This is a genomic window from Neobacillus sp. NPDC058068 (assembly GCF_042885335.1).
Taxonomy (GTDB): domain Bacteria; phylum Bacillota; class Bacilli; order Bacillales; family Cytobacillaceae; genus Neobacillus.
On record NZ_JBHVSI010000009.1, the window covers coordinates 66,579 to 79,861 of the forward strand.

Genomic DNA, 13,283 nt, shown 5'->3' on the forward strand with positions numbered 1-13,283 from the left:
GAGCGGTTCATAAAGTCCTTTTCGAAAAAAATCAAGTGGTAACGGTTCATAAGAGAAAGTCTAAAATTTTGTATTAAAACCATTTCCACAAAATAATTTACATTCCCGAAAACGGTCGCCAATAAGGATTATAGGAGCCCGTTTTGATGGAAAAAGCGAGAGAAAGGTCCCCAATAGAGAAATTTGTAAATTTTATACTCAAATCCCAATTTACGCTACAATTCATAGACCTCCCATAACCCTTACCAAAGTTACCAGGTTCTTCTTTTAAAAAAACCAAATAAAACAGTCCCCCGGTTTAAACGCGGGGGACTGCTTTATTCAGTTTATTTATTAGCGCCATAACTTATTAGGTTTGTGAAAATCCGGTAGCCGCCTGGAACTTGGCCTTGGATTTGTCGATAGAAGACTAGGTTTGTATAAAGGTATGTTCCTTTCCCGTAGTCAGCCATCAGAATTCCGCCATCGAATGGGTCTTCGCCCGGGTCAGCCATTCTGACAAATGTTTCGTAATGGTTATCCCACGCCATTGGGAAATATAATCCTCTTTCTTGTACCCAATGATCCCAATCACTATCAGTAATTTTATTTGGATAGTTGAATAGAGGGGAGTTAGGCTGCAACACCGTTACTTTAGCGTTCTCATCCGTAACCCGCCACTTAATGGACACATTTCCAATCGTTAATGGATATGGAGCCGTTGTTTGGGCGTTCCAGCCATCACCAGGTTTATGGTATTGCACGACTAAGTGTCCGCCATTATAGACATATTGTTTGAGACGCTCGTTGTTGGCGATTAAGTCAGCCCGTGAAAGGTAGGCGCGAATTCCTACAACGATGCTATCGAATTTACTTAAATCCGTTGTTTTCAAATCGGATTCCGTCAGTTTTGTTACATTTAACCCAACGTTAGTTAGATAATCTGCGACCTTATCAAATCCACTTTCAACATAGCCAATTTTTAAGTTGTCATTCTTCAAAAGTTCAAAGGCCACGCCGTTAACTTGTGCCGGATACTCGTAATAGAAGGTACCGATATGATCATAGTTAATGGTCTGAACAGTGGAGTTAAATGTTTTGCCGTTAACCGCTGCTTCAGCGTTAATTTTAAAGTCACCATCTTTAATATCTTTTGGAGGTGTTAACGTGAAGTTGACCGCTTTTTCTTCTAAGTGGCTCTTGAAAGTAACGTCTGCTTTACTTGGCGAGACCTTCCACCCTGCCGGAACATGTAAGGTTACGGATGTTTGGGCAGTACCGGCCCGATAATTTTTAACCTTTACGGTAACAGGGATTTTCTCTTGGACATCAGCTGTATTTACAACAATATCTTCAGGAGATAAGGTGAGACCAACATCTGGAAGAACTGCAATGGTACCGTTTAAATCTTTGATTTGGCTTATTTCTGTACCTGTGGATTCATAGGTGATGTTTGCTTGAATGGCCGGAGTTTTGTAGGCATGGTAATACTCGGCATCTACAGGAACTGCAACATGATAGGACAGTTGTCTGGATTCTCCTGGAGCCAAGTTACTCGCATTATTCTTAGAGGTAATCTTCCAGCCTGCTGGAACGAATAAATCAGCGCTGACATTGTGTAGTTTTTGTTTTCCGTTATTCTTTAATGTTACGGTTACATTTGTTGTTTGTCCCTTTGTAAGGATGTTGAATTCAGAAGAAGCGCTCACATCCAATTGTGACGCTGCAAAGCTAGCGGTTTGCAATTGCTCTTCTTTCAAAGAAAGCTTATGAAGCAAATCATTTTTTAGTGCCGGAGAAAGCTTTGATTTTTTTGTTTTGTCCAGCAAATTGCGTACATCCTTTAAACTGCTCTGTGATTGCTCAAATATCTGTTCCTTCTTAGGGTAGGAAGAAACGATGGCGTCTAATTTACTTTGGAGTTTCGTGAAGTGCACTTTTAGGTCATTTTCCGTTTTCGGAAGTTCTTTTGCCCATTCACTGAAATTATATGGGACGCCTGCAAAAAGAGCTGGTTGTTTTCCTACGGCTGTTTTGAGTAATTCAAGGTCAACCTGTCTTGGTGCGGCTGGAATATCATTCCCCATCCCTTGGCTTTTGTGCATATAACGAGATTGTTCCCCTAATTGAGGATAGGTCATTTTGTAAATTGGATCATACTTACCGATTTCAATCGAGGTTGTGGCTGTTGCTTTAGATTCCGCTGGTAAATAAAGTTTTTTAACCTGCCAGATAGTTAGTCCCTCTTTTAATTGCTCAGGGAAAATGGCTGGATTTGCAGCATCTTCAAAGGCACGTTCAGTTAATATTTCCATGGTACGGTGATGTCCGTGCTCAGAAGGAACGTTTCTAAATGAAGGCATGACAATATCAGGCTGATACGTCCGAATAAAGCGGATTAAACGCTCGTAGGTTAAGTCCTCTCCCCATTTGGCTAATGTTTCTTCAGGACTTTTGGAAAAACCAAAATCATAAATGGCATCAGATGTGGTTTCACTGAGATGATAGGCTTTGACGCCGGTAATCTTAGCTGCTTCAATCATTTCTCTTGAGCGGATGATCCCTAACCCATTTCCTAATTCGTCACCAATTTCGTTCTGACCTCCTTCACCGCGGTTAGCGATTAAACTGGATGTTTTAACACCGAGCCCTCTGGATAAATAGGCGAGAAAATCACTTCTCTCATCATCCGGGTGTGCGCCGGTATTAAGGAAAGTAACCGTTGTTTCGAGAGGTTTTACAGCATTCCATAGATCAACATCTGGTTCTTGTGCTTTGGCAGCGCTCCCGCCAAATGGCAGTAATGAAACTACCAAGAGAATAGAAAGTAATCCAAGAAAAAGCTTCTTCATCTTTGTAACCCCTTTCATTTTTTTAAAAAATAAAGGTTTTCACGTACACCCTCCTTTGGACCTTAACAGCTAATAGGTTAGTTAAATTTCCTAACTAACAGGATAAAAACACCCTTGACTTAATAATAAACACCTAGAAAGATAAAAGTAAATACTTACCGTATTTAGAAAATTAAAACAGTTATTTCGTCCTATGGGCAATTCAGGTATAGATATTTTAGACTATATAGTATGTATAGTTCTAATATTCTCTCTTTTCAAATAATCATTGTAAACGGTTTCTTTTTGAGTTATATTTTAGTTAATTATGGAAACTAACTAACTCAACAAAATATGTAAGGCCGTGATGCAATGGTTATCAATGAAAATAAAATGCAAAACAAAAAAAGAATACTGCAGTGTATTTTGGAACATGCGCCAATCTCAAGGGCAGAAATTGCTGCGAAAATGAGAATTAGTAAACCGACAGTCTCACTTATAGTAGATGAATTAATCCAAGAAAAATGGGTTTTTGAAAAAGGAATTGGCGAATCCACCTCACAAGGGGGAAGAAGACCGATTCACCTTTATTTCAACGAAATAGCAGCTTATATAATTGGCACTGATATTGGCGGCACAAAAGTAAAAATGGTTATCAGCGACTTAAACGGAAATATCGTTGCTTCGAGCAGTTTTCAAACAGAACACTACTTAAACACTGGTCTTTTGAAGAAAATGGAAAAAGAAATTGGTGTGATGATTCAAAAGAATGGTATTGATCAGCAAAAGGTTTTAGGGATGGGTGTAGGAGTGCCCGGGATAACTGAAACAACTGGAATCGTTGTAGAAGCGCCCAGCTTAAATTGGATCCGTTATCCCTTCATTAAAGAGGCTGAACGATATTTGCCGTTTCCGATTTACATGGACAATGATGTCAATGTTGCCGCACTTGGGGAACAATGGCTCGGAAATGCCAAACACAAGGAAAATGTTCTGTTCATGGCCATTGGCACCGGGATTGGAAGTGGCATTATTATTCATAATCAGCTATATCGAGGGTCATCCAATGCTGCAGGTGAAATGGGGTATATGGTTACCGATAAATACGATATGAAAAATGAATTCAAGCCGATATTTCATCGGTATGGTTATTTAGAGAGTGTGGCTGGCGGGAAAGCAATTGGCGACAAACTCACAAAATTGGTACAGCAAAATCCGGACCATCCCTTATACGAACAGGCTACATCAGAAGAGCTGACAGGTGAAATGGCATTTACGCTTGCGAAAAAAGGAGACGAGATCGCCCTCAAAGTAGTCGATGAGGCGATTGAGCATATAGCCTATGGAATTATTAACGCAGCTAGTTTATTAAATCCGGAGGTAATTATTTTGGGAGGTGGTGTGTTAAAGTCATCTGAATTCATCTTACCTAAGTTGCGTGAAATTGTGGATCACTATCTTCCTAGTTCAGTAGAATTGAACATTTCACAATTAGGAGAGAATGCAGGTGTTTTGGGAGCCGTTTCATTATTTATACGAGAGCATGATAGTATTATTAATTTTTCTTAAAGAGGGGGATTTTTTGTGAAAAATAAGAAAAAAGTATCGATTCTAACTGCTTTAACACTTTCAGCATCACTTTTACTTGCTGCCTGTGGCGGTGACGCTGAGAAAACTTCAAACACACCTTCAAAGAAACCGGCCGACAAGAAAGAAGCTAAACTAGAAGAGAAAATTGTCGTGTATTCGCCGCATGGAAAAGACATTTTAACGAAGTTCGAAAAACAATTTGAAGAGAAATACAATGTGGATGTTGAGTGGCTCGACATGGGTTCACAAGAGGTGCTTGACCGGATTCGTTCGGAAAAAAATAATCCGCAAGCGGATGTATGGTGGGGAGCACCTTCGGTAAACTTTGATCAGGCAAAGGATGAGGGGCTGCTGGCGCCATATAAACCATCCTATGCAGATAGTCTTGACGACAGCTTCCATGACTCTGACTGGAATTGGTCGGGTACAAGTCAAACGCCTGAAGTCATCATGTATAACAGCAAAGAGGTTAAGAAGGAAGATGCTCCTAAGGATTGGGATGAATTATTGGATGCGAAATGGAAGGATAAAATCATTATTCGTTACCCGCTGGCATCTGGAACAATGAGAACCATCTTCTCTGCTATGATTTACCGTGATTTCAAAGATTCAAATGATCCGGCAAAAGGATATGATTGGCTGAAGAAGCTGGACGCCAATACAAAAGAATATTCTGCTAACCCTGAGATGATGTACAACAAAGTGGCCAAAGGTGAAGGTGTTGTTTCTGTCTGGGCTATGCCTGATGTGGTTATGTTGAAAGAAAACAAGAACTATCCATTTGAATTTATTGTTCCAAAAAGCGGAACACCAGTCTTGACCGAAGGAATCGCAGTTGTAAAGGGCGCGCCGCATCCGAAGGCTGCCGAGGCATTCTACGAATTTGTGAATACACCTGAAGCTGCTAAATTATTGGCAGAAGAATTTTTCCGAATTCCAACAAGAACAGATGTGAAAGACCTTCCAAAGTGGATTACCGATACGGAAATTAAGAAGATGGATATCGACTGGAAAGTCTTCCAAAAAGAAGGCGACGGCTGGATGAAGTATTGGGATGAAAACATCAAGAGCGGTGCAAAAGAAATCAAACAATAGGAAGTGTTAGGTAATGGCGTCGATAAAAATAGATCAAGTCCAAAAAGCGTTTGGAAAAGTAATCGCAGTCGATCATTTAGACTTGGAAATTAAGGATGGAGAATTCTTTACTTTCCTTGGCCCGAGCGGGTGTGGAAAAACCACAACCCTAAGGATGATTGCTGGCTTTTATTACCCGACAAAAGGCATGATTCGTTTTGGCGATAAAGATATGACGCGTGTACCTCCAGAAAAAAGAAATACAGGCATGGTTTTTCAAAACTATGCCCTTTTTCCTCATATGACGGTGTTTGAAAATGTCGCTTTTGGTTTACGAGTAAGAAAAATCTCGGCAAAAGACCTGAAAACACGGGTACAAGACGTGCTTCGTAAAGTAAGGCTCGAGAAATATTCAGATCGTCAAGTGAGTCAATTAAGTGGAGGGCAGCAGCAGCGTGTCGCCTTGGCAAGGGCATTGGTCATTGAACCGGAAATTCTTCTCCTTGATGAGCCGCTGAGCAATTTGGATGCCAAGCTCCGGGATGAGATGAGATGCGAGATCTTAAGACTGCAAGAAGAATATAAGATCACGACCATTTATGTCACCCATGACCAGGCAGAAGCGTTATCGATGAGTGACCGGATTGCTGTTTTTAATTTTGGGGTATGCCACCAAGTCGGGACACCTTCTGAAATTTATAATGAACCTGCGAATGATTTTGTTGCTAGTTTCATAGGTGAAATTAATCTTTTACCGGTTAAAGTTGTAAGGGTTGAACAAGACAATGTCTATGTATCTGCCCAATTTGGTTCTGAGTCACAAGAATTGGTTGTACATAATTCTCCATATAATTTTAATCCTGACACAAAAGGTGATCTTTCCATATCGATTCGACCAGAAGCAATTAAAATTTTTGTACAGCAGACAGACGGAACAAACGTATTTAAAGGGAAAATTGAGGAAGTTGAATTTTTTGGCTCGGTCATCAATCTTAGTGTGAATGTAGCTGGGCAGCTTCTTCAAGTGAATCTATTAAACAACAGGGCTAATAATCTAGAGGCTGGGGCAGATGTGTGGGTACAATTGCGGGAAGACCTGATCCGTATTATTCCTGTTGTAAGTGGTGACGTCTCATGATAAAAAATCGTGATACTAGGTTTACTATACTGCTGCTGATTCCGGTTCTATTAGTATTGGTTGCCTATGTTCTTTACCCTTCGATCAGGACATTTATTGAAAGTTTACAAACAGAACGGGGAGTATCCTTAGCTAACTATTTGGATTTCTTTAGCCAAGGATCAAAAACCAATCTCCAAGCCTTGTGGAATTCGGTTTATATTTCTATATTAAGCGTGCTTGTTAGTGCACTCATAGGTATTCCTCTCGCGTTTATATTTAATCGTTATGATTTTCCAGGCAGAGGCTTTTTCTCCGCGGCGGCCATCATGCCAATCGTTCTCCCATCATTGGTAGGGGTCATGGCATTTATGTTTTTATATGGGGAAACAGGCTTAGTTCCTAATCTAATAAAAGATTTATTTGGTCTGGAAAAAGTCCCGTTTAAAATAGGCGGGGTTTCGGGAATTTTAGTTGTCCACGCCTATACAATGTATGTTTATTTCTATATGACAGTCTCGTCGGCGATTAACAAAATCGACCCGAGTCTAGAGGAAGCTGCCTACAATTTAGGCGCCAATCGATTCAAAGTTTTTTGGAAGGTAACCTTTCCATTATTAACCCCAGCGATTGTTGCTGCCTCACTGCTTGTATTTATGATCTCAATGGCATCCTTCAGTGCTCCTTTCTTATTGGCAGGCGGCTACCGTGTACTAAGTCTGCAAATCTATTTTTCAAAATTAAATGGGGATATGGAGGTTGCCGCAACGCAATCTGTCATCTTGTCCGTTGTTTCGATTGCCTTCTTATTATTTATGCGCTGGTATCAAAACAGGAAGGATTACCGAATGGCCACAAAAGGGATTGGTGCCCATCGCAGTGAGGTGAAAAATCCGTTGATGAAATGGATCATGGTGTTGATTGGCATCATTGGCGTTATAATTTTGCTGCTTCCGCACTTTACCATCTTGCTGCTTTCATTAGTACCAGACGGAACGTGGACATGGCAAATATATCCATCGGTTTTCAACTTTGAAAATTATCGCTTATTGTTACAGGATCCAAATATATTTAAGCCTTTAAAGAATAGTTTAATTTTGGCGTTTATCGCTACAGCTGGAAACTTAGTGTTTGGCGTTTTAACATCCTATCTTCTTGTAAAACGAAAATTTATAGGAAAGAATTTTGTCGATATATTGGTGATGATTCCTTGGGCATTACCTGCAACCGTTATCGGGATGAATCTAATCTTTGCTTTCAATGAGCCTAGTATTTTTTCATTCGGAAATATTCTCGTTGGTACGTTCTGGATCTTGCCGCTTGCCTATTTTGTCCGCCACATTCCATTAGTAGTGCGGTCAACCAATGCTGTTCTTGAGCAATTAGACGATTCCATTGAGGAAGCATCGAGAAATCTCGGAGCCCGCTGGTTTTATACGTTTAGGAAAGTAATTCTTCCGATTATTATGCCTGGTGTTTTATCGGGAACCTTACTTGCGTTCGTAGAGTCTGTTGGTGAATTTCCAACATCGGTATTGTTGTACACGATATCCAATCGACCAATATCAATTGAAATCATGAACCAGCTCAGAATGTTTAATATGGGTCAGGCTGCCGCATATGGAATGATTCAAATTGCCTTAATAGCTATTGTCCTGTTTATTTCAAATAAGGTTTTCGGTGTAAAAGCTGAACAATCATTGTCTTAAAATGAAACTTCAATCATTGGCGGGTCTGTCCGGCCGCTGATTGTTAGTTGAATCAACGGAGATGAAAATATGAGTAAGCTAGAGGAATTTATCAAATCTGAGGGTACTGCTTTTCCGGGAAAAACGTATGTGGAAGAGCTTTTGAAGCCGGTATTTGACGATCAGCGTGATTTCTTATTCGATGTCATGTTTGATATTCATCGTGCCCATGTCATCATGCTTGAAGAACAAAACATCATTAAAACCGAAGAAGCAAGAGAGATGTTAAGCGGCATTAATAAAGTAGCCAAGACGGATATTAGCCAGATTTCATATCTGCCGCAGTTTGAGGATTTATTTTTCATGATGGAGGCAAAAATCGGCGAAGAAATCGGGTCGGAATTAGCAGGAAAAATTCATATTGGCCGCAGCCGGAACGATATGGGTGTAGCCATGTACCGATTAGTATTAAGGGGGCATTTTTTGGAGTTGCTGCAAAGTGCTTATCGGTTGAGCGATGCCTTACTTGAGCAGGCTGAACAACATACCGAAACCTATATTACCGGTTATACGCATACACAGCCAGCCCAGCCTACTACTCTAGGACATTATTTATTGGCGATTTATGATGTGTTACAACGGGATATAAAACGTTTGTGGTCAGCCTATGAGACAGTTAATCAATCATCACTAGGTGCCGCTGCGTTGACTACAACTGGTTTTCCGATTTGCCGCACACGGACTTGTGAGCTTTTAGGCTTTAATAAAGTAATTGAAAACTCCTATGACTCTATTGCTGGGGCCGATTATTTACTGGAAACCTCATCTGCCTTGATGACCTGCATGGTGAACACAGGGAGATGGATTCAGGATTTCTTGCAGCATGTGACAAGAGAATTTGGTTCCTTCTATGTGGCCGACCCCTATGTGCAGGTCAGCAGCATCATGCCTCAGAAGCGAAATCCGGTATCGATTGAACATTCGCGCTCGATTGCGAGCAGTGCCTATGGTGATGCGCTAGCGGCGATGAATATGATTCATAATACCCCGTTTGGCGATATTGTTGATACCGAGGATGACCTGCAGCCCCATTTATATCGGGCATTTACGAATGCAAATCGGGTCATGAAATTAATGTACGCCGTGATTACGACCCTTAAAGTAAACGATGAGCATATGAAGAAGATGGCGAGTAAATCAAGTGTGACAATTACTGAACTAGCCGATACGTTAGCGAGGGACTACGGCATTTCTTTTAGAAAAGCCCATTCGGTTGCAAGCTTTATTTCGAAAAAAACAATCAGTGCTCGGAAGGAATTATATGAGTGGAAGATTGACGAAATTAACGAAATGATTAGCGGATTCGTCGACGTGGCACTGACAGAGGAGGAATGGAAAAAAATCATTTCACCGGAATACTTCGTTGAGATTCGGAGCATCCAAGGCGGCCCGAGTCCAAAAGAAGTCGTTCGGATGATTGGCGAGAGAAAACAGAAGCTAGGCATTCAACTTGAGGATTATGAAGGCCTTGTGGAAAAATTAACTGCTTTGCGGAACAAATTAGTAGAGTATTCGATTTGAGCACTGGATATGTTTTGACAAAAATGGAGGGATTTCAAATTAACGGGTCCCGTTTCCTATAGCAAACATCAATAAAAAATGAGTGCCAATTTGCTTATGAAATTGACACTCATTTTTTATTGATGTAAAGCAATTTGTACGGAAATTACATAAGAATTTGTATAGGAAAATACACCCCAAATTGTAGGGGTGCAATGGCTGTTGTATCCCTACAATTTTACCCTCAATTTGGTATACAATATGTCTTACAAAAAATGCTACACAACACATTGTCATTGGATATATATGTTAATATGGAGTCTTATTCATAATTGAGTAACCAGTGATATTTAAAATAAGCGGAGATTTTCCGGTTAGTCCGCAGAATAGAGCTCGGTTCGGGGTAAATAAGCGGAGGTTTTCCGATTAAGCAAAGCAAAATTACCCATTTTCACGTTTTTCGAGTAAATAGTCGGAATCCTTCCGTCTATTTAAGCTATTTTCAGTGCTTTTTCCTAAATAAGAGAAATTTCTCCGCTTATCTGGTAAGGGGTTAAGAGGAAAAGTCCTTCATAAAGACGATGAAGGACAAATCTCTCAAGGGAACAAAGGCACTTCCTACCTTTACATTCTTTTCCATATTTGATATCCTTAAATCGTAAGTAGTAAGTGATAAGTAGTTGCCACTTATTTTTTGAATCAGGGGGGACGTTTATGAAGGAACTTAGTTTTGCGCAAAACTTTTCCATAATAGCACTCAACGCCCAGGATAGTATTCATTTAACGACAGCAAAGAAGGTATTTTTGCGTTGTATCGCTGCAGCAACGATTTTAGAATTATATTTGGATAACAGCTTTGAAACGGAGGGTGATTTCCTTACATTAAAACGGGAGGATTTGCAGTCTCCGGCGATTACGAGGTATCAAGAAGCTGTTTTAAAAACTCTTTTTGGTAAAAAGGAAACATTAAGTGAACAGCTTCCTCAATATCTTCAGAAGGTTACCAAGCTATCGAAAAAGATGTTGAACGAGGTGGAGCACACTTTTGCCGTTTCTCTGACTGAAGCTAATGCTTTGGAGGAAATTCCAGCACTGCTGGGTTGTGATTTGGAATATGTAACAGCTGGTATCTCAATGAAGGAATACCGCAGTAATCCCGAAGTTTTTTCAAAATTGACGGAAAGCCTTCGTGCTGAGACATTAGAAGCCGGGGCAATGACAGACGAAGCCATCCTAATGCTTTGGTTGTTAAGGGAAAGCGGTTGTATTCATGATTACTTTTCAAGAGAGGAATTGAAACGGGTTGCGGAGCGCATTTATGAATTACTCGGGAGCAGCTCGTTGGCTAAACAGGTATTTCCGATTACGATTCATAAAACCATAGAAATGGGAATAAAGAATTTTTTAAAAGTAAAAAAGGAAGTTATGTCCACACCATCAGGGTCGGGACTCAATTTTGTCTTTCCTGTTATGGAACGATCACAATCTGTTTTTATTGATACGGAAGAGTTCTTTGCCAATAAAGAGGAGCGTTTGCGAGATGTAAAAGCGAGGTTGGAAAGTAAAGGCCATATCTTTACGGTGATACGCGAGGGCGAAGTACCGCTAATCAAGATTGATAATGTCCTGTATGAAGCCGTACCATCTGCCAAGCAATATCGAATACCTGTTCATGGTGTCCGGTTAAGAAAATATCCACTATCCTTATAACAGGGGGGAGAAAATGTCCCGTCAACGTTCGATGGAAAAAATTTTAGCTTCCGAATTTGTGTCTATTGGGGAACTGGTGCGCCTTAGCGGATGTCGTTACAGTACTCTAAAATTCTATACAGAAGAAGGGATGCTTCCTTTTAAGCAGGAACAAGAAAACCTAACCCGCCGTTTCTCCAGAGAAGAAGCATTAGTCAAAATCAAAGAAATACAGGATTTAAAAAAACAGGGACGCAATATTCCGGAAATAAAAGAAAGACTAGCTAAAAAATGTGAGGAATAATACTAATAATGCCTGACACTCGAAAGCATCGGGTGTCAGGCACATTTTTACTTTTATTTACAATTAATCTAAACTATTTACTCATCTTCCGTATATGCTTCAACAGTGGTATCTCTGCACTCCCAGCATTCGGTTCGGTTTCTCTCCATTATTGATAATTCCTTTCCACAAGAAATGCAAATATCCATAGGTAAAGATTCCCCTTTCTAGGCCGATAGGAAAGTAGAACTTTCCAATCAGGCATAAGTGCAACTGCGCCTCATGAACCGCCTAACGGCTCGCCAATCGGCGAGTTTTCTTTATGAAAATGTTTTATAAATATATGAGAAAACCGAATCAATTATGCTGCTTAATTTTTAATGGGACAAGGGACAGGCTCCCATTAATCATCAGCGATGCATTGTCCACATTCCAATATCCTTAAAACCAAGTCGCTTATAAATCCGGCCTGCTTCAGGATTATCGTAAAAAAGACAAAGTGTTTTTCCTTCGTCGAGGACATCCTTAAATAACTTTTGCATGATTGCAGTTGCAAGCCCCTTACGACGATATTCCTTTCGAGTACATACGCCGACAATCATGGCGGACATTGAATTTTCCGCTGTTGTTGACACACATGAAGTCATCACATCATTTTCAACGGTATAATAGGTTCTTCCTGTGTTGGATTCCATTGCTTGAACAAGGATATCGCGCGCATCACTTCTTACTTGAAACTCTTCAATCGAACTGCGGAGTGCAATGATTTTGTCGACATCCTCGATATCAGCCTTTTTAAACTCGACATCTTCGGCACTCAGGCATTCATCCGTCAGACATTCTGCAAAGAAAGTAACTTGTTTTTTACCAAGTATTAGTTCAGGAAAGGCTTCGAATTTCTCTACTATCTCGGACTTCCCGGATAAAGAAACAGGCTGGTTGTACTTTTTCATAATAGAAACAAAACCGCTCGTATCGAATTCTCCTTTAGCATATGGGATAAATGATTGATGAAACCTTAGAAGAACAGCTTTCATCATGTTCTGTTCATCAAACTCTGCCCAAATTTCTTGAAAATCTGAAGAGTAGCCGAAGGTTTCTAGATCCCCAATGATAAAAAGATTAATAGATGGTTCCTCACTTAAAAAAGCAATCACTTGTTGATGATCTTGGTCGGTTAGCTTTCTAATCACGTGACATTCCTCCTTGCTTTTTATTAGAGTATACACGCAATACGGAAATTTCAAGACCTTTTTAATATTCTATATTTTTAAAAGCGGCAGTTTTTATGGCGAACAGTGACTATCAAGTAAACATTCACTATGAAATGCCTAAAATGGATGATTTTTTAGCCTTTATAAATGGTAAAGGTTAATATGGTAAGACGTTTGCATGCCTTCTATCCGAGGGGAGATACTTTTTGGCTAAACGGGAGAAAGCGCTATTCTTATCTCTTTTGATTCTTGAAATAG

General features: G+C 40.1%; 9 protein-coding genes. 7 read left to right on the top strand and 2 right to left on the bottom strand.

The genetic code is table 11. The features are described 5' to 3' along the window. Positions 1-326 precede the first annotated feature (326 nt). Positions 327-2,831 (bottom strand): NEW3 domain-containing protein, encoded by a 2,505-nt coding sequence (locus tag ACFVSW_RS12190; protein ID WP_387316191.1) that lies wholly within the window; start codon positions 2,829-2,831, stop codon positions 327-329. Positions 2,832-3,182: 351 nt separating this feature from the next. Here ACFVSW_RS12190 and ACFVSW_RS12195 point away from each other — a divergent pair, with 351 nt between their 5' ends. The 7 genes from ACFVSW_RS12195 to ACFVSW_RS12225 all read left to right on the top strand — a co-directional run bounded on the left by ACFVSW_RS12195 (position 3,183) and on the right by ACFVSW_RS12225 (position 11,832). Then, positions 3,183-4,379: an ROK family transcriptional regulator gene (locus ACFVSW_RS12195; RefSeq protein WP_387316194.1), complete on the top strand. Its 1,197-nt coding sequence runs from the start codon at positions 3,183-3,185 to the stop codon at positions 4,377-4,379. A gap of 15 nt (positions 4,380-4,394) precedes the next feature. After that, positions 4,395-5,495, top strand: a complete 1,101-nt coding sequence (locus tag ACFVSW_RS12200; protein WP_387316196.1) for an extracellular solute-binding protein — start codon at positions 4,395-4,397, stop codon at positions 5,493-5,495. A gap of 13 nt (positions 5,496-5,508) precedes the next feature. Next, positions 5,509-6,612 carry an ABC transporter ATP-binding protein gene (locus ACFVSW_RS12205; protein ID WP_387316199.1) on the top strand — a complete coding sequence of 368 codons (1,104 nt, stop codon included), beginning with the start codon at positions 5,509-5,511 and terminating at the stop codon, positions 6,610-6,612. Beyond that, positions 6,609-8,300 carry an ABC transporter permease gene (locus tag ACFVSW_RS12210; RefSeq protein WP_387316202.1) on the top strand — a complete coding sequence of 564 codons (1,692 nt, stop codon included), beginning with the start codon at positions 6,609-6,611 and terminating at the stop codon, positions 8,298-8,300. Before ACFVSW_RS12205 ends, ACFVSW_RS12210 begins: the two co-directional genes overlap by 4 nt. 69 nt (positions 8,301-8,369) lie before the next feature. Beyond that, positions 8,370-9,860 (top strand): argininosuccinate lyase, encoded by a 1,491-nt coding sequence (gene argH, locus ACFVSW_RS12215; protein WP_387316204.1) that lies wholly within the window; start codon positions 8,370-8,372, stop codon positions 9,858-9,860. A 693-nt stretch (positions 9,861-10,553) separates the two neighbouring features. Continuing rightward, entirely contained in the window at positions 10,554-11,549 is a 996-nt protein-coding gene (locus ACFVSW_RS12220; protein ID WP_387316206.1) for a hypothetical protein, read from the top strand. Positions 11,550-11,562: 13 nt separating this feature from the next. Continuing rightward, complete coding sequence (locus ACFVSW_RS12225) at positions 11,563-11,832, top strand: helix-turn-helix domain-containing protein (RefSeq protein WP_387316209.1); 270 nt, start codon at positions 11,563-11,565, stop codon at positions 11,830-11,832. A gap of 389 nt (positions 11,833-12,221) precedes the next feature. Here ACFVSW_RS12225 and ACFVSW_RS12230 read toward each other — a convergent pair whose 3' ends face one another. Further along, the gene (locus ACFVSW_RS12230) at positions 12,222-13,004 is read right to left on the bottom strand and encodes a GNAT family N-acetyltransferase (RefSeq protein WP_387316210.1); all 783 of its coding nucleotides are present in this window, start codon (positions 13,002-13,004) and stop codon (positions 12,222-12,224) included. Positions 13,005-13,283: the final 279 nt, after the last annotated feature.